Origin of the sequence: Kitasatospora sp. NPDC096204, assembly GCF_044763205.1 — a bacterium.
Taxonomy (GTDB): Bacteria; Actinomycetota; Actinomycetes; order Streptomycetales; family Streptomycetaceae; genus Kitasatospora.
On sequence record NZ_JBIWFT010000003.1, the window covers coordinates 146,257 to 170,717 of the forward strand.

The following is a 24,461-nucleotide window of genomic DNA, read 5'->3' on the forward strand; positions in this document are numbered from 1 at the left end:
ACCGAGGGTCGGATGTGCTGCTTCGGTGCTCAGCCTTCGAGCGACTGGCGAGCGCCCTCGAGGCGGCTCGACACGGTGCCGTTGATGATCTCGTCGCCGATCTGCACCCGGACGCCGCCGACGACCTCGGGGTCGACGTCGATGTTCAGGTGGACCTGGCGGCCGTACATCCGGGCCAGAGCACCGGACAGGCGCTCCTTCTGGGTGTCCGACAGCGGCACCGCGGTGGTGACCAGGGCCACCACGCGGCCGCGACGCGCGGCGGCGAGCTTCGAGTAGGACTCGAGACCCTGCTCCAGGCTACGGCCACGCGGCACGTTGACGACGGCGGTGACCAGCCGGACGGTGCCGGCGTTGGCGCGGCCGCCGAGCAGCTTCTTGATCAGCTCGGCCTTCGCGACGGCACCGGCCTTCGGCTCGGTCAGCGCGGCACGCAGCTCGTGCGAGCCGCTCACCACCCGGCCGAAACGGAAGAGCTCGTCCTCGACGTCGTCCAGGGCGCCGGCCTTGTCCGCGGCGATGATCTCCGCGTAGGCGGCGAGCTCCTCGGTCGCGTCCACCAGGTCGCGCGAGCCCGACCAGCGGGAGCGGACCAGACCGGAGACCAGGTCGACGGCCTCGCCGGAGACCTGACCGGTCAGCAGCGAGGTGACCAGCTGGGCCTTGTCCTGGCCCGACCGGGAGGGGTCGGTCAGGACGCGGCGCAGCGACACCTCACGGTCCAGCACGGCCGTGACGGCGGCGAGCTCCTCGGCGAGCTTGGCCGCGTCCACCGAGGTGGAGTCGGTCAGGCTCTCGAGGTTCTGCCGGCCGGCGGCGAGGGCCTCACGGCTGGCGCCGATCACTTGGCCGCACCCTGAGCAACGGCGGCCTTGGCCTCCAGCTCGTCCAGGAAGCGGTCGATGACGCCGCTCTGCCGGGTGTGCTCCTCGAGGGACTCACCCACGATGCGGGACGCCAGCTGGGTGGCCAGCGAGCCCACGTCCTGACGCAGGGCGGCAGTGGCCTGCTTCTTGTCCGCCTCGATCTGGGCGTGACCGGCGGCGACGATGGCCTCGCGCTGACGCTGGCCCTCCTCGCGCATCTCGGCGAGCTGGGCGGCACCCTGCTCGCGAGCCTGCTCGACGATGCGGGCAGCCTCGTGGCGCGCCTCGGCGAGCTCGGCGCGGTACTGCTCAAGCAGGGCCTGGGCCTCTGCCTGGGCGGCCTCGGCGCGCTCCATCCCGCCCTCGATCGCGTCCCGGCGCTCCGACAGCACCTTCTCGATGCTGGGGAGGAGCTTCTTGCCGAGCAGACCGAAGACGATGAAGAAGCAGAGCAGGCCGATGATGATCTCGGGCCACGCGGGGAGGAGAGGGTTCATCTTCTCCTCGGACGCGAGCTGGACGATCGCCATGCTCATATCTGGACCTTCCTCAGAAAGGGTCTACGGCGGGATTACTTGTTGCCGAAGACGAACGGCATGACGATGCCGATGAGGGCGAGCGCCTCGGTCAGCGCGAAGCCGATGAACATGTTGGAACGGATGAGACCGGCAGCCTCGGGCTGGCGGGCCATGGCCTGGACACCGTTACCGAAGATCAGACCGACGCCGATGCCGGGGCCGATGGCGGCGAGGCCGTAGCCCAGGGAGGCGACGGAACCGTAGACAGTGCCCTCAGCGAGGATGCTCATTGACGTTGTCCTTTGCAGGGTGGTGAACCGGTGGTGATTGGCCACCGGGCGATCCGGGAGGTGGTTCTCGGCGGGGCCGCGGCCCCGGGGCTCAGTGCGCCTCTTCCAGGGCACCGGCGATGTAGCTGCTGGCCAGCATCACGAAGATGTAGGCCTGCAGGAACTGGACCAGCAGCTCGAAGGCGGTCAGGCCGACGGCGACGATGAACGAGGCCGAGCCGTACAGCGCGCCCAGGGACGGGCTGAGCAGGTACCAGGAGGCGATGGAGAACATCACGATCAGCAGGTGGCCGGCGAACATGTTCGCGAAGGCTCGGACCGCGAGCGTGAAGGGGCGCACGAAGATGTTCGAGAAGAACTCGATCGGCACCAGGATGAACATGACCCAGCCGGGGATGCCCGACGGCCAGCAGAGGTTCTTCAGACCGCCGACGAAGCCGTGCTTCTTGAAGGTCAGCGTCATGTAGGTGATCCACACGACCGCCGCGAGGCCGGCCGGGAACGCGATCGCCGCCGTCACCGGGAACTGCGCGAACGGGATGATCGACATGATGTTCATCAACCAGATGAAGAAGAACATCGAGACGAGCATCGGGACGTACTTCTCGCCCTTCTTGCCGATCGTCTCCAGCACGATGGAGCGCTTGACGAAGTCGTACCCGATCTCACCGACCAGCTGCAGCTTGCCGGGGACGAGGCGCGGCTTGGCAAAGGCGGCCCAGAAGAACACGACGACCAGGAGCGCGACGATGATCGACAGCAGCATCGGCTTGTTGAACTCGATGCTGCCGATCGTGAAGATCGGCTTGAACTGGAACTCGTTCAGGCCCGGGGCCGGGAAGCCACAGCCAGCGTCCCCGAAGTGGCAACTGCCTGAGGCGAGGGACGTGAGTTCAGCACTCACCGCGGACTCCTTCGTCGTGACGCATGGTTACGGCAACCTCGGTGTGTCGGCGTGGCCTGCGACCACGGAGCGGCACTGGTACTTGATGGGTTTCTCGCCGACCCCGCGCGCCAGTGCACTGCACCACAGCGGGATCATCGAAGACTGCGCGGATCAGGGGGGCGATCCGTCCGCTCTCCGGACAGACCAGGCCTCTTCCCGTACTCCGTTGTTGCGACGGACGATAGCAGCCCGTCAGTGCGGCATAAACACCGCCCCCCTCGTTGGGGGGACAGCCGGGCCTCGTCACTGTTGACGCCCCTTGTCGGAGGGCTTGTCGCCCTTCTTTTCGGAGGCGTCGGGGTCGACGTAGAAGGTCTTGGCCTTGAGCGCGCCGCGCACCTGGAAGCCCGTCCAGATCAGGGCACAGCCGAGCAGGGTGAAGGCGAACGCCTGTCGGTTGAAGAGCTCGGTGTCCTTGAAGACCGCGAGCACGATGCCGACCAGCAGGATCTGCGTGGTGTACACCAGCAGCGCCGCAGCCATCATGATCTGCGGGTTCGACCTGGTCAGCCGGTCGAGCGCGATCTGACCGAAGGTGAAGAAGGCCATCACGAGGAGTGCGCCGAAAAGGGCGCCGAGCAGCCCCTTCCCACCGGCGACTGCGAAGGAGATCGCCATGGCGATGATCCCGGCGGCCGCAGTGGGAATCGCGGCGCCTCGGAGGATCCGGGCGTCGGTGGACGGCATGTCGGCAGCTCCGGCGGCATGTCGATGTGGCGGGGGACGGGCACAGCGGTGGCGGGTGACACCGGACCGAGGCATCGCCGTGGGCCGCCAGGGAGAAGCGGGCCCGGCGAGGGAGACCGACAGGGACGGAAGTCATCCACCTGTGAGGTCTTTCGGCGTGTTCTCGGTACTCGTGAACGGTATCACAAACTATTTGATGAGAGCTTTACCATGAATGTGTGGCACCTGTCACACCAACGGCGCAACGGCTCCGCCATTCGGGTGAACGGCTCCTGACCTGGCATCAACTCCCTTGTCAGCGACGGCCGGTGGCCTCGCCCTGGTGGCCGACCGCGGAGGAGCCCACGGCCGGGTCCCGACCGGCTTCACCGAGGAGTTGCTTGTCCTTCGCCGACAGTTCGGCCATCGGACCACTCTGGTGCCGGCGGTAGCGCGGGGGGAGGAAGGACTGCACCGCCCGCGGGGCGCGCGGCCGGAACCACGGGGTGAGCAGCACGACCAGGCCGACCAGGCAGAGGCCGGCGAGTGTCAGGACGACGGTGCGGCCGGTGTTGGTCACCGAGAAGGCCACCGAGCCGAAGGCGATCAGCGCGGCCCAGAAGTACATGATCAGTACGGCGCGGCTGTGCGAGTGGCCGACCTGGAGCAGCCGGTGGTGCAGGTGGCGCTTGTCCGCGGCGAACGGGGACTGACCGGCCCAGGTGCGGCGCACCACCGCGAGCAGCAGGTCGGCCAGCGGCAGGGCGATGACCGTCAGCGGCAGCAGCAGCGGGATGTAGATCGGCACCAGGGCGTGCACGGCGGCGGTCTGCGAACCGGCCTCGTTGCTGATCAGGTCCGGGTCGACCCGGCCGGTGATGGAGATCGCGGCGACGGCCAGCATCAGGCCCAGCATCATCGAGCCGGAGTCGCCCATGAAGATCCGCGCGGGGTGCATGTTGTGCGCCAGGAAGCCCAGGCACATGCCGATCAGCAGCACGCTGAACAGCACGGCGGGGGCCGCGTCGGAGATCGTGTAGCCGTACCAGAGGCGGTAGCTGTACAGGAAGAACGCCATCGCGGCGATGCAGACCATGCCGCCGGCCAGACCGTCCAGGCCGTCGATGAAGTTCACCGCGTTGACCATGACGACGACCAGGGTGACCGAGATGATCATGCCCTGGGTCGGGGTCACCGAGACCGGGCCGGAACCGGGCACCGGGAGGGTGATCACCGTGACGCCCTGCCAGACCATCACACCGGCGGCGATCATCTGGCCGCCGAGCTTCACCAGCGCGTCCACGCCCCACTTGTCGTCGAGCACCCCGAGCAGGAACATGATCCCGGCCCCGGACAGCAGCGCGCGGATGTCGGTGCCCTGCGAGAACACCTTGCTCAGGTTGTCGAGCTGGGAGGCGACCAGGATGCCCGCGCAGAGTCCGCCGAACATCGCGATGCCGCCGAGCCGCGGCGTGGGCTCGCGGTGCACGTCGCGGGCGCGCACCGGGGGCATGGCACCGGCGGCGATGGCGAACTTCCGGACCGGGCCGGTCAGCAGGTAGGTGACGGCGGCGGTGCAGAACAGCACCAGCAGATACTCACGCACCACTGGCCTCCTGCATCACTGTCGAACGGGGAGGTACCGAAGGTACTCCCCCGCCTGCCCGGGGTTCGAGGTGCGTCGCCACGGCACACACCTTATTGAGTCGGACGCCCGGACCGCGCATCGCGGTTCGCCCTCCCGGGTAGGAGTTTCGAATGCCCGCGCGAGCACTCCGTCAGGCCCGGTCGGCGAAGGCCAGCGCCAGCTCCCGCACCCGCGCCGCGGCCGGGGCCACGGCGCCGCCGGCGAGCACCTTCGCGATCAGCCCGGCGATCTCGGCCAGTTCCGGCTCCCCCATCCCCTGGCTGGTCACCGTGCCCGTGCCCAGCCGGATGCCGGAGGTCTCGGCGGCCGGCGCCGGGTCGTACGGCAGTGCGGCCTTGCCCAGCAGCAGCCCGGCCGCCGCGCAGCGGCGCTCGGCCTCCGCGCCGCTGACGCCGAGCGGGCTGACGTCGGCGGTCACCAGGTGGGTGTCGGTCCCGCCCGTCAGAGGGCGCATACCGGCCTCTGCGAGCCTCGCGGCGAGCAGTCGCGCCCCGGACACCGCCCGCTGCGCGTACGCCCGGTATTCGGGCCGGGAGGCCTGCGCGAGGGCCACCGCCTTGCCGGCCACCTCGTTCATCGCCGCGCCGCCCTGGCTGAACGGGAACACCGCCCGGTCGATCCGCTCGGCCAGCTCCGCCGTGCACAGCAGCAGCCCGCCGCGCGGACCGCGCAGCAGCTTGTGGGTGGCGGCGACGGTGACGTCCGCGTACGGCACCGGGGAGGGCGCCACCCCGGCCGCGATCAGCCCGGTGGTCTGCGCGACGGTGGCGACCAGGTAGGCGTCCACCTCGTCGGCGATCTCCCGGAACGCCGCCCAGTCCGGGTGCCGGGGGTGGGAGATCGAGCCCACCACGACGGCCTTGGGGCGGTGCTGCCGGGCCAGGTCGCGGACCTGGTCCAGGTCGATCAGCCCGTCGTCCTCGCGCACGCCGTAGCCGGTGAAGTCGAACCAGCGGCCGGAGAAGTTGGCGCGCGAGCCGCAGCTGAGGTGGCCGCCGTGCTCCAGCGACATCGCCAGCACCCCGTCACCGGGCCGCAGCAGCGCCGCGTACGCCGCCAGCATCGCCGAAGTCGCCGACCGGGGCTGGACGTTGGCGTGTGGGGCGGCGAACAGTTCGCGGGCCCGGTCGATCGCCAGCAGCTCGGCGGCGTCCGCCAACGCGCAGCCGGTGTGGTGCCGGCGGCCCGGGTAGCCCTCGGCGTACTTGTCGATCAGCGGGCCGGTGAGCGCCGCCAGGACGGCCGGGCTGGTCAGGTTCTCCCCCGCCAGCAGCTGGATCGTTTCGGCGCGCCGCTCGGCCTCCGCGGCCAGCAGGTCGGCCAGCTGGGGATCGGCGCGGTGCAGTGCCTCGGACGCCCAGGGGCGCCCGGTCGTCGCGGTCGGGCCGGTCGCGGCATCGGTGACGGTCATGGCGGGGCTCCCGGACGCTGCGGGGACTGTGTCACCCAGCGTAGGACCGCCGTCGCCGCCCGGCCCGCCGAGCCGCGGCCGGACGGCCCCATTCGGCGCCGGGGCCCGCGTCCCGGGCCCGTCGACGACGGGGCCCGGGGGCGTCAGCGCGGCGCGGGGACGCCGGTGAGCGCGGTGACCACCGGGTCGACCGCGTGGAATATCTCCTCGCCGCAGTTGCGGAACATGCCGATCGGCGCCCCGTACGGGTCGTCCAGCTCGTCCGACTCCGGGGTGGCGGCCAGCAGCCAGCCGCGCAGCGCGGCGGCCGCCCGGACCAGCGCGCGGGCCCGCTCGGTCACGTCGGCGCCGCGCCGGGGGTCCGGCAGGGTGCCCGGGTCTATCGTCCGCACCAGCCGGGTGAACTCCTTCAGCGTGAAGGTGCGCAGGCCCGCCTCGTGGCCCATCGAGATCACCTGGGCCCGGTGGTCCAGCGTCGCGGTGAGCACCAGGTCGGCCTCGACCACGTGCTCGTCCAGCAGCTCGCGGCCGGTGAAGCCACCGCTGTCGGCGCCGTACTCGTCCAGCACGGTCGCGGCGTGGTCCTCCATCGGCGCGCCCACGTGGCCCCAGGTGCCGGCGCTCTCGACCAGGATCCGCCCGGCCACCCGGGGGCTCAGCCGGGTGTCCAGCTCACGCCGGGTCAGCCGCTCGGCGATCGGCGAGCGGCAGATGTTCCCGGTGCAGACGAACAGGATCCGGAAGTGGTCCAGCGGCCTGGGGCCCACACTCAGGTACGGCGCCATGCCCGGCCCGGAGTGGAGCGAGGCGGTCGGCGTCAACTGCCGGCCTCCAGGTCGGGGACGACCTCCCTCAGCTGCTCGACGCTGATCGCACCGGCCCGCAGCAGGACCGGGACCTTGCCGGTGACGTCGACGATCGACGAGGTGGCGGAGTCCACGGCCGGCCCGCCGTCCAGGTAGACCGAGATCGCGTCGCCGAGCTGGGCCTGCGCCTCGTCGCAGGTCAGCGGGGAGGCCCCGCCGATCCGGTTGGCGCTGGAGACGGCCATCGGGCCGGTGGCGTTCAGCAGCTCGATGGCGACCGGGTGCAGCGGCATCCGGACCGCGACGGTGCCGCGGGTGTCGCCGAGGTCCCAGCGCAGCGAGGGCTGGTGCCGGGCGACCAGGGTGAGCCCGCCGGGCCAGAAGGCGTCGACCAGCTCCCAGGCCTGCTCCGAGAAGTCGGTGACCAGGCCGTGCAGGGTGGTCGGCGAGCCGACCAGCACCGGGGAGGGCGTGTTGCGGCCGCGACCGCGGGTGGCCATCAGCTCGCCGACGGCCTCCGGGGAGAAGGCGTCCGCACCGACCCCGTACAGGGTGTCGGTGGGCAGCACGACGAGTTCGCCGCGGCGGATGGCCGAGGCGGCCTCGCGCAGACCGGTGGCGCGGTCCCCGGCATCGGCACAGTCGTAACGGCGGCTCATCGGTGCGGTCCCCTTCCGGAGTGGCTCATGGCGTTACAGCGCGGCCTTGCGAGCAGTCGTGCAGTGCTTGACGTTCACGGCCCGACCCTTCGGGCGGTCGTACGGTGCTCGACTGTTCACGACCCGACCCTTCGGGCGGTCGTACGGTGCTCGACTGTTCACGACCCGACCCTTCGGGCGGTCGTGAAACGCGGCCGGTTGTTCAGGTCCCGGTGGTCGGCGGTGTCCGTCCAGCCGTGTTCCTCGTTGAAGATCCACGGCACCTGGCCGCCCTGCTGGTCGGCGTGCTCGATCACCACCGCGCCGCCCGGGCGCAGCAGCCGGGCCGCGACGCGCTCGATGCCGCGGATGGTGTCCAGGCCGTCCTCGCCGGAGAACAGCGACATCTGCGGGTCGTGGTCGCGGGCCTCCGGCGCGACGTACTCCCACTCGGTGAGCGGGATGTACGGCGGGTTGGAGATGACCAGGTCGAAGCGGCCGTCCCAGGAGCGGTCGTCCTCGAAGGCCTTGGTGGCGTCACCCGCGTGCAGGGTGACCCGGGCACGGTCGGGGCTGGCCTCGATGTTGCGCCGGGTGTACTCCAGCGCGCCCTCGTCCAGTTCGAAGGCGTGCACGGTCGAGCGCGGGAGTTCCTGGGCCAGGGCGAGCGCGATCGCGCCGGAGCCGGAGCACAGGTCCACCACCAGCGGCTCGGCCACGTCCATGTCGCGCACCGCGTCTATCGCCCACTCGACGACCGTCTCGGTCTCCGGCCGGGGCACGAACACCCCGGGGCCGACCTCCAGTTCGAGGTAGCGGAAGAACGCCCGCCCGGTGATGTGCTGGAGCGGTTCGCGCGCCTCGCGGCGGGAGACCGCCTCCCAGTAGCGGGCGTCGAAGTCGGCGTCCTTCACCGTGTGCAGCTGGCTGCGCTTGACGTTGTGGACGTAGGCGGCGAGCTCCTCCGCGTCGAAGCGCGGCGACGGCACGCCGGCCGCGGCCAACCGCTGGGTGGCCTGGGCCACCTCGGCGAGCAGCAGGTTCATCCGTACGACCTCTTGTCTCTCCGGCTCCGGGCGAAACGCGGGCTGGGGCGCGCCGGTCTCAGTTCTCTTGGGCCGCGGCGAGCTTGGCCGCCGCGTCCTTGTCGACGCAGGACTGGATCACCGCGTTCAGGTCGCCGTCCAGGACCTGGTCCAGGTTGTACGACTTGAATCCGGTGCGGTGGTCCGAGATGCGGTTCTCGGGGTAGTTGTACGTGCGGATCCGCTCGGAGCGGTCCACCGTACGGACCTGGCTGCGGCGCGCGTCCGAGGCCTCCCGCTCGGCCTCCTCCTGCGCGGCGGCCAGCAGCCGCGAACGCAGGATGCGCATCGCCTGCTCCTTGTTCTGGAGCTGGCTCTTCTCGTTCTGGCAGGACGCCACGATACCGGTCGGCAGGTGGGTGATCCGGACCGCGGAGTCGGTGGTGTTGACCGACTGGCCGCCGGGGCCGGAGGACCGGTAGACGTCGATCCGCAGGTCGTTGGCGACGATCTCGACCTCGACCTCCTCCGCCTCGGGGGTGACCAGCACGCCCGCCGCGGAGGTGTGGATGCGGCCCTGCGACTCGGTGGCGGGGACGCGCTGCACGCGGTGCACGCCGCCCTCGTACTTCAACCGGGCCCAGACGCCCTGGCCGGGCTCGGTGTTGCCCTTGGTCTTCACGGCCACCGAGACGTCCTTGTAGCCGCCGAGGTCGGACTCGTTGGAGTCGATGATCTCGGTCTTCCAGCCGATCCGCTCCGCGTAGCGCAGGTACATCCGGAGCAGGTCGCCGGCGAACAGCGCGGACTCCTCGCCGCCCTCGCCCGCCTTGATCTCCAGGATGACGTCCTTGTCGTCACTCGGGTCGCGCGGGACGAGCAGCAGCCGCAGTTCCTCGGTCAGCTCGTCGCGGCGCGCCTCGGAGTCCTTCACCTCGGCGAGGAACTCCGGATCCTCGGCCGCGAGTTCGCGCGCGGCCTCGATGTCCTCGCCGGCCTGCCGCCACTGCCGGTAGACCCGGGTGATCGGGGTCAGCTCGGCGTAGCGCTTGGCCAGCTTGCGGGCGTTGTTCTGGTCCGCGTGGACGGACGGGTCGGCCAGCCTCGTCTCGAGGGCGGCGTGCTCGACGAGGAGCTCTTCGACTGCCTCGAACATGGGGTGGCCTTCTTCCCGGGGACTCGGAAACGTGTGGGGGAGGGACTCGCGGCGTCGGGGATCCGCGGGGGACGCGAACGGCGCCGGCCCCCAAGCGCCCCCGACAACGAGTACGGGGGCACCGGGAACCGGCGCCGAGGGAGCGCTAGGCCTTCGCGCTGTGCTGCTTGCCGAAGCGGGCCTCGAAGCGGGCCACGCGGCCACCGGTGTCGAGGATCTTCTGCTTGCCGGTGTAGAACGGGTGGCACTGCGAGCAGACCTCGGCGCGGATCTCGCCACTGGTCTCGGTCGAGCGGGTGGTGAACTCGGCGCCACAGGTGCAGGTCACGCGCGTGACCACGTACTCGGGGTGAACGTTGGGCTTCAAGGGGTTCTCCTAGGTTTCGGGAGGGCACCGGGTCGGCGGCTGGAGCGCCGCACGTGAACCGGGACCGACGGACCAGTCTGCCAGGACCGGCCGCATCTTCCCAAACCGGGTCGCGTTCCGGGATATTCCGGGCCCCCCGCGCAACCGGCGACGGCGTCCGTCAGCGCGGGGCGGTGGCCTTCGCGCCCGGCTTCCCCGCGGTCCGCGCCGGGGCCGACGGCGTGGCCGTGGGGGCCGCCTGGGCGGGGTTCTCCGGCTGCCCGGCGACGACCGCCGGCGGGAACGGCCGGTCGGCCCTGAGGGCCGTCCAGACCTGCCCGGCCGCCGGCTGCTGCGGGACCACCCGGTTCGGGTCGCCGGGGGCGGTCTCCACCGGCAGGGTGACCATGCTCAGCTGGTCCGGGCCTATCCCCTTGAGCTCCTGGGCGAGCCCCACCAGCGAGTTCACCGAGCCGAGCGCGGAGTCGGTGGTGATGCTCCTGGTCACGGTGTCGCCGACGGACCACAGCTTGACCGGGTCGGTGAGCATCCCGCTGCCCCCGACCTGTTGCAGCAGCGACTTCACCATCTGCTTCTGGAGCTCGATCCGGCCGAGGTCGCTGCCGTCGCCGACGCCGTGCCGGGTGCGTACGAAGGCCAGCGCCTGCTGTCCGTTCAGGCGGTGCTCGCCGGGCGGCAGGTCGAGCCCGCTGTCCTTGTCGTGGATGGCCACCGTGGTGGTCACGGTGGCCCCGCCTATCGCGTCCACGACCCGGGCGAAGCCGGCGAAGTCGATCTGCAGGTAGTGGTCCATCCGCAGCCCGGTGAGCTGCTCGGTGGTCTTGACCGCGCAGACCGCGCCGCCGGCCTCGAAGGCGCTGTTGTACATCGCGCGCTTGGCGCCGGGCGTCGTCCGGCCGCTCGGGTCGGTGCAGTCGGGGCGGGTGACCAGGGTGTCGCGCGGGATCGAGACGATCTGGGCGCGGGAGTGGTCCTGGTTGATGTGCACCACCATGGCGGTGTCCGAGCGGGCGGTGTCGCCGGTGTCCCCGCCGGCCATCGAGCCGTTGTCGCCGCCGCGCGAATCGGAGCCGAGCACCAGGATGTTGAAGGAGCCGTCGGTGGCGGCCGGCGGCCGGGCGTCGCCGAGTCCGCCGTCGATGTCGACGCTCTTGATGTTGCCGTCGAGTCTGAAGTAGCCGAGGAGGGCGCCGCCGACGACGAACGCGGCGAACGCGCAGGCGGCCGTCCGCAGGAGCCTGCGGCGACGACTCGTAACCCTCTTGTGTTCGGCCATACGGTCCAGAGTAAATCGGACAACATGATCCAAATAGCCCCAAGTTGTCCCGAGTCTGGAACAAACCCGAGTCCGGAACAAAGCGGCCCGGACGCGCGGAACCCCGGACCGCTCGCGCGATCCGGGGTTCCGTGCTTCGACAGCCGTCCGGCTACGGTCAGTCGCCGGAGCCGGGGGTGGTCTTGGCGATCTGCATCAGGAACTCGGCGTTGCTCTTGGTCTGCTTCATCTTGTCCAGGAGCAGCTCGATCGCCTGCTGCGAGTCGAGCGCGTGCAGCACCCGGCGCAGCTTCCAGACGATGGCCAACTCCTCGCTGCCGAGCAGGATCTCCTCCTTGCGGGTGCTGGAGGCGTCCACGTCGACGGCCGGGAAGATGCGCTTGTCCGAGAGCTTCCGGTCGAGCTTGAGCTCCATGTTGCCGGTGCCCTTGAACTCCTCGAAGATCACCTCGTCCATGCGCGAGCCGGTCTCGACCAGCGCGGTGGCCAGGATGGTCAGCGAGCCGCCGTTCTCGATGTTGCGCGCGGCACCGAAGAACTTCTTCGGCGGGTACAGCGCGGTCGAGTCGACACCACCGGACAGGATGCGGCCGGAGGCCGGCGCCGCCAGGTTGTAGGCGCGGCCGAGGCGGGTGATCGAGTCCAGCAGGATGACCACGTCGTGGCCCAGCTCGACCAGGCGCTTGGCGCGCTCGATGGCCAGCTCGGCGACGGTGGTGTGGTCCTCGGCCGGGCGGTCGAAGGTCGAGGAGATGACCTCGCCCTTCACCGACCGCTGCATGTCGGTGACCTCTTCCGGACGCTCGTCGACCAGGACGACCATCAGGTGGCACTCGGGGTTGTTGTGGGTGATCGCGTTGGCGACCGCCTGGAGCACCATGGTCTTGCCGGTCTTCGGCGGCGCGACGATCAGACCGCGCTGGCCCTTGCCGATCGGCGACACCAGGTCGATGATCCGGGTGGTCAGCACGCCCGGGTCGGTCTCCAGGCGCAGCCGCTCCTGCGGGTACAGCGGGGTGAGCTTGTTGAACTCGGGACGGCCGCGGCCGCTCTCCGGGTCCATGCCGTTGACGGAGTCCAGGCGCACCATGGCGTTGAACTTCTCGCGGCGCTCGCCCTCGCGCGGCTGACGCACCGCACCGGTGATGGCGTCACCCTTGCGCAGGCCGTTCTTGCGGACCTGGGCGAGCGAGACGTAGACGTCGTTCTGGCCCGGCAGGTAGCCGGAGGTGCGCACGAACGCGTAGTTGTCGAGGATGTCGAGGATGCCCGCGACCGGGATCAGGACGTCGTCCTCGCCGATCTGCGGCTCGACGGGGCCGGCCTCGAAGCCGTCGCGGCCACGGCGGCCACGGCGGTCGCGGTAGCGCCCGCGCCGGCCCCGGCGGCCCTCGCCGAACTCGTCGTCCTCGTAGCCGCCCTGCTGGGCCTGCGGCTGCTGGGCCTGCTGGGCCTGACGGCCCTGCTGCTCGCCCTGGCCGGCCTGCTGCTGGCCGCCGCCCTGCTGGGACTGGCGGTCGGTGCGGTCGGTGCGGTCGGTGCGCTCGCGGCGGCTGCGGCGGTCGCGGCGGGACTCGCGGCCCTCGCCGTCGGCCTCGCCGCCCTCCTGGCGGTCGGTGCGCTCGGTGCGCTCGGTGCGCTCGCCGCCCTCGCGGCGCTCACGGCGCTCACGGCGGTCGCGACGGCTCTCGCGGCCGTCCTCGCGACCCTCGAAGCCGCGGGTCTCGGCCGGGCGGGCCTCGGCCTGCTTCGGCTCGGCGACGGCGACGGTGGCGGCCTCGGCGGCGGCCTCCGCGGCCGGGGCGACGGGCGCGCCGGCGGCCGAGGTGGCGCGGCGGCGGGTGCGCTCGGTACGGGCCGGCGCGGCGGTCTCGGCGGCGGCCTGGACCGGGATCTCGATCTGGGCCTGCGGCTCGGCGGCGGCCGGGGCCTCGGCCTTGGCGGCGGCCTTGGCGCGGCGGGCCGGCTTCTCGGCCGGGGCCTCGGCGTCCGCCTTGGCGGCGGTGCGCTTGGCGGCCGGGGCGGTGCCACCGGCGGCGAGCAGCGGGTCCCCGCCGCTCTTCTCCTTGATGGTCTCGATCAGCTGGCTCTTGCGCATGCGTCCGGTACCGGTGATGCCAAGGTCCGCGGCGAGCTTCTGGAGCTCGGCCAGGACCATGCCGTCCAGGCCCGCGGCGGCACTGCGGCGGCGCCGCGCCGGGGCAGCGGGGGCGGCGGCTGCGTCCGACGCGTCGGCGTCCGGGCGCGCGCCCATCAGATCGGTGGAGTCGCTCACTAAGGGTCCTTCCCTGGAGCGGACGTCGGCCTGTCTGGCTCGGCGACCGGTTGTGCTGTCCTGACCAACGCTCGACTGCGTCGGTCCGAGGCGGTGATCCCTCGAATGGCGGGAGCCCGTCGAGGGAGAGCTACGTACGAGGTGCGGTGCGTGAAGCACGGTGGTGCTGAGTGGCGCGTGGGCCGGTCGTGTGTCGACCTCCCCTGAGGGCGTAACCCCCACGCTCCCTGCGAATCCCGGGCCCCCGTCGCGTGACGGTGGCCCGCGCTCCGCCCGTCCTGGCCTCTAGGTGGGAGGCCGCGGGTGGGAGTCAGGTGCCGTCACGGCTTCGGGATGCGGCCGCATGTCGCGCAGGCAGGCTGCGTACGCGCTGCGGTGGGCTCCCGGAGAATCGTCGCCCCGTGCATCGCCGGGACTCCACTGCCGTGGAGCGCTGGGATCGGGACGCGGCGCACCTAGCCCCGGAGGGCACCTGGTGCAGCAATGAGGTTAACACTACCGACCCCCTCACACATTCCCCAGCCTTGCGCTTGCCAATCGTGTCCGCAGGACCCGGCTCGGCAGAGCGCCGGTGCCGGGCCCCGAGCGGCCCGTTCGGGCTGCTCAGACGTCCAGCGGGAGCACGACGGCCCCGGTGCGGTCGACGTCCAGCCGGTGCGCGGCGAACGCCGGGTCCCCGCCGTGGCCGTGGTGCCCGGCGAAGGAGAGCACCTTGTCGGCGCCCGCCTCGTCGGTGAGCGCCAGGACGGTCGGGCCGGCGCCGGAGATGACCGCGGGGACCCCCTCGGCGCGCAGCGCGCCGACCAGCGCGGCGCTGTCCGGCATGGCGGAGGCGCGGTAGTCCTGGTGCAGCCGGTCCTCGGTGGCGGCGAGGAGCAGTTCGGGGCGCCGGGTCAGCGCCTCCACCAGCAGTGCGGAGCGGCCGGCGTTGACGGCCGCGTCGGCGAGCGGGACGGTCCTCGGCAGCAGCCCGCGCGCGGTCTCGGTGAGCACCTCGCCGGCCGGCACGAACACCACCGGGACGACCTGCTCGGACGGCTCCAGCGCGATCGCCCTGGCCGACTCCTCGTCGGTCCAGGCGATGGTGAAGTTGCCGCGCAGGCAGGCCGCGACGTTGTCGGGGTGGCCCTCCAGCTCGGAGGCGAGGGCCAGCAGCGCGTCGTCGTCCAGCGCGGACGGGCCGCCGATGGTCACCGCGCGGGCGGCCACGATGCCGGCGCAGATGGCGGCCGAGGAGGAGCCGAGGCCGCGGCCGTGCGGTATCCGGTTGGCGCAGACCACCTCGAGGCCCCGCGGCTGGCCGCCGAGCCGGTCGAAGGCGGCGCGCATCGAGCGGACCAGCAGGTGGCGCTCGTCGCGCGGAAGCGTGTCGGCACCCTCACCGGCGATGTCGACGGAGAGGCCGGAGTCGGCGACCCGGACGACCACGTCGTCGTACAGACCCAGCGCGAGCCCGAAGGCGTCGAAGCCCGGGCCGAGGTTGGCGCTGGTCGCGGGAACCCTGACCCGGACGGCGGCGGCACGGAACGCGGGACCGGCCATGCGGTGGACTCTCCTGGGGAAATCGGGCGGCGCGGAGCGCGTCGTCGGTGCGAGGGTGGGGAAACGGACCGAGGCCCCTCGGGGGCGGGCGGTCACGGCGGTCGGCGAGGCCCGGATCCGCCCGGGCCCGGGGCATGTGCCACACGGCCGAGGCCAGAGTATCGAAGAGAGGTTCCCCAGCGGTACACCCCGTGGGCCTTCGATCTGGTGTGTTGCCGGTTCTGGCCGGAATGCGCACCCCTCCCCGCCGGGGGAAAGGGCGGAAAGGGATCGCGACGTGAAGCCCGATTGACACAAAAGTGTCAGCGGGGAACCCCGACGGGCCGACCCCCGAAAGGGGCGGCCCGTCGGTGTGTCAGGCCCCGTTACCGGTCGAGCAGTCCGAGGCTGCGGGCGGCCGCCTCCGGGTCGACCGGGACGACCTGCGGCTGCGGCGCGCCGGCCACCGCCCAGTCCGGGTCCTTCAGACCGTTGCCGGTCACGGTGCAGACGATCCGCTGGCCCGGGTCGACCAGGCCGGCCTCCGCCTTGGCCAGCAGACCGGCCACCGAGGCGGCCGAGGCGGGCTCCACGAAGACACCCTCCTGCGAGGCCAACAGCCGGTAGGCGGACAGGATCTGACGGTCCGTCACCTTGTCGATGAGGCCGCCGGACTCGTCCCGCGCGGCGAGCGCGAAGTCCCAGGAGGCCGGGTTGCCGATCCGGATCGCGGTGGCGATGGTCTGCGGCTTGAGCACCGGCGCGCCGTCCACGATCGGGGCGGAGCCGGAGGCCTGGAAGCCCCACATCCGCGGGGTGCGGGTGGCGAGGCCGTCCGCGGCGTACTCGCGGTAGCCCCTCCAGTACGCGGTGATGTTGCCCGCGTTGCCGACCGGCAGGACGTGGATGTCCGGGGCGTCGCCGAGCATGTCGACGATCTCGAAGGCCGCGGTCTTCTGGCCCTCGATCCGCACCGGGTTGACCGAGTTGACCAGAGCCACCGGGTACTTCTCGGACAGTTCACGCGCAAGGGTGAGGCAGTCGTCGAAGTTCCCGTCGACCTGGAGGATCCGGGCGCCGTGCACCAGCGCCTGGCCCATCTTGCCGAGGGCGATCTTGCCCTGCGGGACGAGCACCGCGCAGACCATCCCGGCCCGCACCGCGTAGGCGGCGGCGGAGGCCGAGGTGTTGCCGGTGGACGCGCAGATGACCGCCTGGGCGCCCGCCTCCTTGGCCTTGGAGATGGCCATCGTCATCCCGCGGTCCTTGAAGGAGCCGGTCGGGTTGGCGCCCTCGACCTTGAGGTAGACCTCGCAGCCCGTGCGCTCGGACAGCACCTGGGCGGGGACCAGGGGCGTGCCGCCCTCCAACAGGGTGACCACCGGGGTGGCCGCGGTGACCGGAAGACGGTCCCGGTACTCCTCGATCAGGCCGCGCCACTGGTGGGTGTGCGCGCCTCGGACGACGTTCTCGGCAACGGCGTTCATGGCTGGTTCCTTATTCCCCTTCGACCCGCATGATGCTGGCCACGTCCCGCACGCTGTCCAGCGCGCGGAGCTTGTCGACCGTCGCCGACAGCGCGGCGTCGGTGGCACGGTGGGTGACCACGACGAGCGAGGCGTCGCCGTCGCGGCCCTGCTGGCGCACGGTGTCGATGGACACGCCGTGCTCGGCGAAGACGGACGCCACCTGGGCGAGCACACCCGCGCGGTCGTCCACGTCCAGGCTGACGTGGTAGCGGGTGACCACCTCGTCCATCGGCTTGGCCGGCAGCCGGGTGTACACCGAGTCGCCGGGACCGGTGGCGCCGGCCAGCTTGTTGCGGCAGACCGCGACCAGGTCGCCGAGCACCGCGGAGGCGGTCGGCGAACCGCCCGCGCCGGGGCCGTAGAACATCAGCCGGCCGGCCGCCTCGGCCTCGACGAACACCGCGTTGTAGGCCTCGCGGACGGAGGCCAGCGGGTGCGACAGCGGGATCATCGCCGGGTGGACGCGCGCGGTGACGGACTCGCCGTCCGCGGCCCGCTCGCAGATCGCGAGCAGCTTGACCACGCAGCCCATCTCCTTCGCGGAGGCGATGTCGGCCGCGGTCACCTCGGTGATGCCCTCGCGGTAGACGTCCGCCGCGGTGACCTTGGTGTGGAAGGCGATGCCGGCCAGGATCGCGGCCTTGGCGGCGGCGTCGAAGCCCTCGACGTCGGCCGTCGGGTCGGCCTCGGCGTAGCCCAGCGCGGTGGCCTCCTCCAGCGCCTCCGAGTAACCGGCGCCGGTGGTGTCCATCTTGTCGAGGATGAAGTTGGTGGTGCCGTTGACGATGCCCAGCACCCGGTTGACCTTGTCGCCCGCGAGGGACTCGCGCAGCGGGCGCAGCAGCGGGATCGCGCCCGCCACCGCGGCCTCGTAGTACAGGTCCACCCCGGCCTCGGCGGCCGCGGCGTGCAGCTCGGTGCCGTCCTTGGCGAGCAGCGCCTTGTTGGCGCTGACCACCGAGGCGCCCTGCCGGAAGGCCGACAGGATCAGCGATTTGGACGGCTCGATGCCGCCCACCACCTCGACCACCACGTCGATGTCGCCCCGGTTGACCAGGGCCTCGGCGTCGGTGGTGACCAGGTGCTCGGGGACGCCCGGGCGGGTCCGCCCGGCGCGGCGGACCGCGATCCCGGCCAGCTCGACCGGAGCACCGATGCGAGCGGCGAGGTCGTCGGCCGTCGTCGTCATGATGCGCGCCACCTCGGAGCCCACCACACCACAACCCAGCAACGCCACCTTCAGCGGGCGCGTACGCATCATCCGACTCCGCTCTGCATTCATTCGTGCTTCGGTATTTCCGGCGGGTTTTCCTGGACCGCCGGAAACTTCGGTCCGTACCAGTCTCCGGGACTTTCCGTACGGATCTACGGTCGTTCCATGATCTGAGACAAGGATTTCGTCATCCGATATCCAGACGCAGGAGATCCTCCTCCGTCTCGCGCCGGACGATCACCCGCGCCGCACCGTCCTTGACGGCGAGCACCGGGGGCTTGAGGGCGTGGTTGTAATTGCTCGCCATCGACCGGCAGTAGGCGCCGGTGGCGGGAACCGCGATCAGGTCGCCGGGGGCCAGGTCGGCCGGCAGGAAGGCGTCCCGGACGACGATGTCACCGGACTCGCAGTGCTTTCCGACCACCCGCACCAGCATCGGCTCCGCGTCGCTGGTGCGCGACACCAGGGCCACCGAGTACTCGGCGTCGTACAGCGCGGTGCGGATGTTGTCGGACATCCCGCCGTCCACGCTGACGTAGGTGCGCAGGCCCTCCAGCGGCTTGACGGTGCCGACCTCGTACAGCGTGAACGCCGTCGGGCCGACGATCGCGCGGCCCGGCTCCACGCTCAGCCGGGGGGCGTTCAGGTTCGCGGCGGCGCACTCGCGGCGGACGATCTCGGCCAGCGCGGCCGCGATCTCGGCCGGCTCGCGCGGGTCGTCCTCGCTGGTGTAGGCGATGCCGAGGCCGCCGCCGAGGTCGATCTCGGGCAGCTCGACGCCGTGCTCGTCGCGGATCCCGGCCAGCAGGCCGACCACCCGGCGGGCGGCCACCTCGAAGCCGGCCATGTCGAAGATCTGCGAGCCGATGTGCGAGTGGATGCCGCGCAGCTCCAGGCTGTCGTGGCCGAGCACCCGGCGCACCGCCTCGGCGGCCGCGCCCCCGCCCGCCCGTCGCCCACCACCACCCTCGACCGAGCCGCTTCGCGGCGCGGCCAGGTTCAGGGAGAGCCCGAACTTCTGGTCCTCGTGCGCGGTGGCGATGAACTCGTGGGTGTGCGCCTCGACGCCGACGGTGATCCGGATCAGCACCGGCTGGCGCACGCCCTGGCGGGCGGCGATCGCGGCCAGGCGCTCGATCTCCTCGTAGGAGTCGACCACGATGTGCCCGACGCCGGTCTTCACGGCGTTCTCCAGCTCGTCCGCCGACTTGTTGTTGCCGTGCAGCGCGATCCGCTGCGGCGGCATCCCGGCGGCCAGCGCGACCGCCAGCTCGCCCGGGCTGCACACGTCGAGGTTGAGGCCCTCCTCGTGCAGCCAGCGCACGACGGCCTTGGAGAGGAACGCCTTGCCGGCGTAGTAGACGTCCGCGTCGGCGCCGAAGGCGTCCCGCCAGGCGCGGGCCCGGGACCGGAAGTCCTCCTCGTCCAGCACGTAGGCCGGGGTGCCGAACTCGGCGGCCAGCCGCTTGACGTCGATGCCGCCGACGGTGGCCACACCCTCGGCGTTGCGGGCGACGGTGCGCGACCAGACCTTGGGGTCGAGCGCGTTCAGGTCGGCGGGCGGGGCCTGGTAGTGGCCCTCGGGCAGGACGTCGCCGTGGCGGGGGCCTGCGGGGTGTGCGGAACGGCTCATGGTGCTGGGTTCCTTCGAGACCTATGGCGAGGGGCGGCGACGGTCCCCGTTGACCGTCAGCCGCCCCCGCCGTGCGCTTGGGGGTGGTGCCTACATCCGCTCGGGCGCCGTCACGCCCAGGAGCGTGAGGCCGTTGGCGAGCACGGTGCGCGTCGCCTCGACCAGCCAGAGGCGGGCGCGGTGCGTGTCGGTGAGCTCCTCGTCGCCCTTGGGCAGGAACATGCAGTTCTCGTACAGGCGGTGGTATTTGCCCGCGAGCTCCTCCAGGTAGCGCGCGACCCGGTGCGGCTCGCGCAGCTCGCCGGCGGTGGCCAGCACCCGCGGGAACTCCGCGAGGTGGCCGAGCACGTCGGACTCCCACTCGGTGGCCAGCAGCTCGGGCTTGAACTGCTCGGCCGTGCCCTTGTCCACGCCCAGCTCGGCGGCCTTGCGCGCCACGCCGCACATCCGGGTGTGGGCGTACTGGACGTAGAAGACCGGGTTCTCGGTGGTCTGGCTGGTCAGCAGGTCGATGTCCAGCGTGATCGTCGAGTCCGTGGAGGAGCGCGCCAGGGTGTAGCGGGCGGCGTCCACGCCGATCCACTCGACCACGTCGTCGATCGTGATGATGTTGCCGGCCCGCTTGGACATGCGGACCTCTTCGCCGTCGCGAAGCATCTTCACGAACTGGCCGATCTTCACCTCGATGTTGCGGTTCATGTCGTCGCCCGCGCAGGCCGAGATGGCCTTGAGGCGGTTGACGTAGCCGTGGTGGTCGGCGCCCAGCATGTAGAGCGCGACCTCGGCGCCGCGGTCCCGCTTGGACAGGTAGTACGCGGCGTCGGCGGCGAAGTAGGTCTTGTCGCCGTCGGCCTTGATCAGGACGCGGTCCTTGTCGTCGCCGAAGTCGGTGGTGCGCAGGAAGACCGCGCCCTCCTGCTCGAAGACGTGGCCCTGGTCGCGCAGCCGGTCGATGGCCTTCTCGACGGCGCCGGAGTCGTGCAGCGTCTTCTCCGAGAACCACACGTCGAAGTGGGTGCCGAACTCGTCCATCGAGCGCTTGATCTCGGCGATCATGAGCTTGAGGCCCTCGGTGCGGAAGACCTGCAGCTGCTCGGCCTCGGGCAGGTCGAGCACACCGGGGATCGCCCCGGTGAGCGCCTTGGCGATGTCGACGATGTACTCGCCGACGTACCCGCCCTCGGGCACCTCGCGGCCGTTCGCGGCGGCCTGCAGCGAGGCGGCGAACTTGGTGATCTGCACACCGGCGTCGTTGAGGTAGTACTCGGTGGTGACGTCGGCGCCGGAGGCGCGCAGCACACGGGCCAGCGAGTCGCCGACGGCGGCCCAGCGGACGCCGCCGATGTGGATCGGGCCGGTCGGGTTGGCGGAGACGAACTCCAGGTTGATCTTCAGGCCCTGGAGGGCGTCGTTGCGGCCGTAGGCCGCGCCCGCCTCGACGACGGTGCGCGCCAGCGCGCCGGCGGTGGCGGTGTCCAGGGTGATGTTCAGGAAGCCCGGACCGGCGATGTCGACCTTGGCGACGCCGGTGATCCCTCGCAGGCGCTCGACCAGCAGTTCGGCAACGGCTCGCGGCGGCTTGCCGGCCGCCTTGGCGAGCTGGAGGGCCACGTTGGTCGCGTAGTCGCCGTGGTCCCTGTTCTTGGGCCGGTCGACCGTCACGTGCTCGGGCACGGCGACGGCCAGCTCGCCCGCCTCGACGGCGGAGCTCACTGCGGCCTGGATTGCCTGGGAAAGGTCTGCGGGGGTCACGACGCCAAGCGTAGGCGAGACGGGGTGCCCGCCCGCCACTCGGTTTACCGGTTGAGACGCCGCCGCGCCGTCGTTACGGGGTCTCAGCCGCGATCGGTGCGTTCTGTTCGCTCAGGGCGAACTGCATCGGGCGGTCCGCCGGGGTGCCCCGCGAGCCGCATCAGCCGCCGGACCAGGGCCACCAGGTCGGCCGGGTCGAAGGGCTTGCCGAGGTAGCCGTCCACCCCGACCGTCTCCCCCAGGTCGAGGTCCGCCGGGGTGCAGGCGCTCACGATCGCGATCGGCAGCCGGCGGGTGTCCGGGGTGGCGCGCAGCCGGGCCGCCGTCCGCAGGCCGTCCAGTCGCGGCATCACCACGTCCAGCGTGACCACGTCGGGCTGGACCCGGCGGATGACCTCCAGGCACTCGGCGCCGTCGGCGGCGGTCACCACCTCGAAGCCCTCGAGCTCCAGGTTGACCCTGATCAGCTGGCGGATCACCTCGCTGTCGTCCACCACGAGGACCCGCCCTGACACTCCCGACACCTCACCGAGGGTATCGGCGGCCCCGCCGCCCCGTCCGGCCTTTGGGCACTTCCGCTCCCCCGCCCGGCGACGCCGCCGGCGGTGCCCGGACGATCTTCCGGGAAACCCGTGCACGGACCACGTCCGAAGCCTGGTAGTGTTCTCCACGTCGGAAGCGCGAGCGGCCGACAGGCCAACAGGCCCCCGTAGCTCAGGGGATAGAGCACCGCCCTCCGGAGGCGGGTGCGTAGGTTCGAATCCTACCGGGGGCACTCACGCAGCGATTGCGAGAGTGTAACGAGCATCGCGAGAGTGTAACCGAGGCCCAGTTCAGTGGAGTTGATCCACCGACCTGGGCCTTCGTCGTGTTTCCGGGCCCGCCCCTGACGGGCCCGTGGGCTCAGGAGGCGGCCGCCTCGGCTTGGGCGTACAGCTCGGCGATGGTGTGGTCGAAGTAGGCGCTGTACGAGACGTCGTCGGTGTCGCCGCCCTGCTGGTAGCCGCCGATCGCGCCGACCACGTCGCCGGTGGCGGTGTCGATCCAGGGGCCGCCGCTGGTGCCGGAGGGGTAGGCCGGGCAGTGCACGACCCGCTGGGAGGCGCTCTGCCGCGCGGTGGCGTTGGTGCACAGGACCGGCTCCTCGGAGTCGGCGGGGTAGCCGTAGAGGCGGACGGTCGCGTCGAAGGGCTCGTCGGCGCCCAGCCGGTTGCCGCCGACCACGTCCTCGACGTTGCGGCCGTTGCTGGGGGCGGTCTCCAGGATCGCGAAGTCCTCGGCCACGTCGCCCTTCCGGGACCAGTCGGCGGTGGTGTGGATCGCCGTCACCTGCCAGGTGCCGTACGGGGCGGAGCCGTCCCGGTAGCCGGGGGCGAAGGTGACGCCGTCGGTGCCGCTGAGGCAGTGCGCCGCGGTCAGCAGCAGGTTGCCGGTGGCGCTGTGCAGCACGCTGGCGGTGCAGAAGTGGTCGCCGGCCGCCGGGGCGCCGCTGAACAGCGCGCCGACGGTCTCGGACTCGCGGTCACCGGTCGGAGCCGAGCGGGTGGTGCCGAGGGCGACGTCCGGGGTGGGGGTGGCCGTCGCGGGAACGGGGTCGGCCGTCGCGGGAGCGGCGGCCGCGGTGGCGTCCGAGGAGGGCGCGGGGGCCGCGACCGGGGCGGGCGGGGCGGAGGCCGCCGGGTCGGTGGCCGGGAGCGGCGCGGCGGCGGCCCGGGTGCTGCGGGCCGCCTTCCCGGCGGCCGTCGTGTCGGACAGGTCCAGCCCGGGCGCCCCGGTCAGCGCGACGGCGATCACCACCGCGGACAGCGCGGTGAACAGGGACGGGACCAGCAGTCCGCGGCGGCGGCGCGACGTCTGGCGGCGGTGCTTGCCCATGCCTGTTTCTCCTGCCGGGGCGATCGGGGGGCGGCCTTCGACCAACGACTATGGCGCCTCAGCCTGGTAGCGGTGTGACGGGCTCCTGGGAGCTCCATGAGAAACCCGTCGACCGCCCGCGCCCCCCGGTGTCAGGATCCGGCGAGCACCGCGTCCAGTTCGTCGGCTCCGACGAAGGCGGTGTGCGTCCCGGCGGCGGTGCAGGCGAAGGCCCCGGCCACCGTACCGGCCCGGGCGCAGTCCAGCGGCGACCGCCCCCGGAACCACGCGTACAGGAATCCCGACACGAAGGCGTCGCCGGCGCCGTTGCTGTCCACCACCGGGCGGCCCGGGTCGACGGCCGGCAGATGGCGCGGCGCGGGGTCGTCCCGGGTGAGCAGGTGGCAGCCCTCGGCGCCGGCGGTGGCGACGACCACCTGTGCGCGCCCCTCGGCGAGGATCCCGCGCATCACCTCCTCGTGGCGGCCGCGGCAGCCGGCCACCGAGAGGAAGACCAGGTCGGAGCCGAGCGCGTAGTCGCGGTGGTGCGGGTCGGTGCCGTCCCAGTCGTGCAGGTCGGTGGAGGTGGTGCGGCCGAGGCGGTGCAGGTCGCCGTACATGTCCCGGTTGACGCCGGTGATGGACAGGTGGACGTGCCGGCTGCGCTCGGCGTACGGCTGGTAGAAGTCGCGCGGCAGCCGCAGGTCGGCGGGGTGGCGGCCGTCGAAGAAGGAGAACCGGCGGCCGTCCGCGTCCACCAGGTTGACCCCGCGCGGGGTGCCGTGCGGGCTCACCAGGTGGGCGAAGTGCAGGCCGTGGCGCGCGTAGTGGGCGCGGATCAGGTCGCCCTGGGCGTCGTCGCCGAGGAAGTCGATGAACGCGGTCCGCAGGCCCAGGTGGTGGGCGCCGAGGGCGACCCCGTTGCCGGTGTGGCCGACGTAGTCCCGCACCGGTCCGACGAACAGCGAGTCGCCGGGCGGGATCTCCAGCCGCTCGACCCGGACGATGGTGTCCACGCCGGTACCACCGACGACGAGCAGGTCGAACTCGGGCAGCACGGCGCCTCCTTGA

Annotated in this window: 22 protein-coding genes and 1 tRNA gene; 1 reads left to right on the top strand and 22 read right to left on the bottom strand. The window is 71.9% G+C overall.

Going from position 1 to position 24,461, the window contains the following annotated elements; genetic code table 11:
• Positions 1-29: 29 nt before the first annotated feature.
• From ACIQ87_RS04095 to ACIQ87_RS04190, 20 genes are all read right to left on the bottom strand, one after another.
• A complete protein-coding gene (locus ACIQ87_RS04095; protein ID WP_402401205.1) occupies positions 30-845 on the bottom strand; it encodes a F0F1 ATP synthase subunit delta in 816 nt (271 codons plus the stop codon).
• A complete protein-coding gene (locus tag ACIQ87_RS04100; protein WP_402401833.1) occupies positions 842-1,396 on the bottom strand; it encodes a F0F1 ATP synthase subunit B in 555 nt (184 codons plus the stop codon). The genes ACIQ87_RS04095 and ACIQ87_RS04100 overlap by 4 nt, the downstream gene beginning before the upstream one ends.
• 41 nt (positions 1,397-1,437) lie before the next feature.
• Positions 1,438-1,674: an ATP synthase F0 subunit C gene (atpE, locus tag ACIQ87_RS04105; protein ID WP_031074289.1), complete on the bottom strand. Its 237-nt coding sequence runs from the start codon at positions 1,672-1,674 to the stop codon at positions 1,438-1,440.
• Positions 1,675-1,765: 91 nt separating this feature from the next.
• Positions 1,766-2,578: a F0F1 ATP synthase subunit A gene (gene atpB / locus ACIQ87_RS04110; protein ID WP_392913607.1), complete on the bottom strand. Its 813-nt coding sequence runs from the start codon at positions 2,576-2,578 to the stop codon at positions 1,766-1,768.
• 285 nt (positions 2,579-2,863) lie between these two features.
• Positions 2,864-3,307, bottom strand: a complete 444-nt coding sequence (locus ACIQ87_RS04115; protein WP_392873112.1) for a hypothetical protein — start codon at positions 3,305-3,307, stop codon at positions 2,864-2,866.
• A gap of 295 nt (positions 3,308-3,602) precedes the next feature.
• The gene (locus ACIQ87_RS04120) at positions 3,603-4,892 is read right to left on the bottom strand and encodes an MraY family glycosyltransferase (RefSeq protein WP_402401210.1); all 1,290 of its coding nucleotides are present in this window, start codon (positions 4,890-4,892) and stop codon (positions 3,603-3,605) included.
• Between the two features lie 172 nt (positions 4,893-5,064).
• On the bottom strand, positions 5,065-6,345 hold the full coding sequence (gene glyA, locus ACIQ87_RS04125) for a serine hydroxymethyltransferase (RefSeq protein ID WP_402401213.1): 1,281 nt from the start codon (positions 6,343-6,345) through the stop codon (positions 5,065-5,067).
• A 143-nt stretch (positions 6,346-6,488) separates the two neighbouring features.
• Entirely contained in the window at positions 6,489-7,130 is a 642-nt protein-coding gene (locus ACIQ87_RS04130; protein WP_392874204.1) for a protein-tyrosine-phosphatase, read from the bottom strand.
• A gap of 32 nt (positions 7,131-7,162) precedes the next feature.
• A complete protein-coding gene (locus ACIQ87_RS04135; RefSeq protein ID WP_392873119.1) occupies positions 7,163-7,810 on the bottom strand; it encodes an L-threonylcarbamoyladenylate synthase in 648 nt (215 codons plus the stop codon).
• A gap of 158 nt (positions 7,811-7,968) precedes the next feature.
• Positions 7,969-8,835: a peptide chain release factor N(5)-glutamine methyltransferase gene (prmC, locus tag ACIQ87_RS04140; protein WP_360346986.1), complete on the bottom strand. Its 867-nt coding sequence runs from the start codon at positions 8,833-8,835 to the stop codon at positions 7,969-7,971.
• 58 nt (positions 8,836-8,893) lie between these two features.
• Entirely contained in the window at positions 8,894-9,970 is a 1,077-nt protein-coding gene (gene prfA / locus ACIQ87_RS04145; protein WP_402401217.1) for a peptide chain release factor 1, read from the bottom strand.
• Between the two features lie 145 nt (positions 9,971-10,115).
• Entirely contained in the window at positions 10,116-10,337 is a 222-nt protein-coding gene (gene rpmE / locus ACIQ87_RS04150) for a 50S ribosomal protein L31 (RefSeq protein ID WP_030057539.1), read from the bottom strand.
• A 160-nt stretch (positions 10,338-10,497) separates the two neighbouring features.
• The gene (locus ACIQ87_RS04155) at positions 10,498-11,613 is read right to left on the bottom strand and encodes an LCP family protein (RefSeq protein ID WP_402401220.1); all 1,116 of its coding nucleotides are present in this window, start codon (positions 11,611-11,613) and stop codon (positions 10,498-10,500) included.
• Between the two features lie 157 nt (positions 11,614-11,770).
• Positions 11,771-13,888 (bottom strand): transcription termination factor Rho, encoded by a 2,118-nt coding sequence (gene rho, locus ACIQ87_RS04160; RefSeq protein ID WP_402401223.1) that lies wholly within the window; start codon positions 13,886-13,888, stop codon positions 11,771-11,773.
• Between the two features lie 603 nt (positions 13,889-14,491).
• Positions 14,492-15,430 carry a homoserine kinase gene (gene thrB, locus ACIQ87_RS04165; protein WP_402401225.1) on the bottom strand — a complete coding sequence of 313 codons (939 nt, stop codon included), beginning with the start codon at positions 15,428-15,430 and terminating at the stop codon, positions 14,492-14,494.
• Between the two features lie 365 nt (positions 15,431-15,795).
• Positions 15,796-16,896, bottom strand: coding sequence for a threonine synthase (thrC, locus tag ACIQ87_RS04170; RefSeq protein WP_402401228.1), 1,101 nt, complete (start codon positions 16,894-16,896; stop codon positions 15,796-15,798).
• 10 nt (positions 16,897-16,906) lie between these two features.
• The gene (locus ACIQ87_RS04175; protein ID WP_380667946.1) at positions 16,907-18,199 is read right to left on the bottom strand and encodes a homoserine dehydrogenase; all 1,293 of its coding nucleotides are present in this window, start codon (positions 18,197-18,199) and stop codon (positions 16,907-16,909) included.
• A 139-nt stretch (positions 18,200-18,338) separates the two neighbouring features.
• Positions 18,339-19,784, bottom strand: coding sequence for a diaminopimelate decarboxylase (lysA, locus tag ACIQ87_RS04180; protein ID WP_402401231.1), 1,446 nt, complete (start codon positions 19,782-19,784; stop codon positions 18,339-18,341).
• Positions 19,785-19,874: 90 nt separating this feature from the next.
• The gene (gene argS / locus ACIQ87_RS04185; protein ID WP_402401234.1) at positions 19,875-21,536 is read right to left on the bottom strand and encodes an arginine--tRNA ligase; all 1,662 of its coding nucleotides are present in this window, start codon (positions 21,534-21,536) and stop codon (positions 19,875-19,877) included.
• Positions 21,537-21,619: 83 nt separating this feature from the next.
• Positions 21,620-22,051 (bottom strand): PleD family two-component system response regulator, encoded by a 432-nt coding sequence (locus tag ACIQ87_RS04190; RefSeq protein ID WP_402401837.1) that lies wholly within the window; start codon positions 22,049-22,051, stop codon positions 21,620-21,622.
• A gap of 188 nt (positions 22,052-22,239) precedes the next feature.
• Between ACIQ87_RS04190 and ACIQ87_RS04195 the strand changes: the two genes are divergently transcribed.
• Positions 22,240-22,311 (top strand) — tRNA-Arg (locus ACIQ87_RS04195).
• Between the two features lie 128 nt (positions 22,312-22,439).
• On the opposite strand, the gene ACIQ87_RS04200 is transcribed toward ACIQ87_RS04195, so the two are convergent.
• Together ACIQ87_RS04200 and ACIQ87_RS04205 are read right to left on the bottom strand one after the other, a co-directional pair.
• Positions 22,440-23,411: a trypsin-like serine peptidase gene (locus tag ACIQ87_RS04200; RefSeq protein ID WP_402401237.1), complete on the bottom strand. Its 972-nt coding sequence runs from the start codon at positions 23,409-23,411 to the stop codon at positions 22,440-22,442.
• A 131-nt stretch (positions 23,412-23,542) separates the two neighbouring features.
• Positions 23,543-24,445, bottom strand: a complete 903-nt coding sequence (locus ACIQ87_RS04205) for a carbohydrate kinase family protein (RefSeq protein WP_402401840.1) — start codon at positions 24,443-24,445, stop codon at positions 23,543-23,545.
• Between the last annotated feature and the right edge of the window lie 16 nt (positions 24,446-24,461).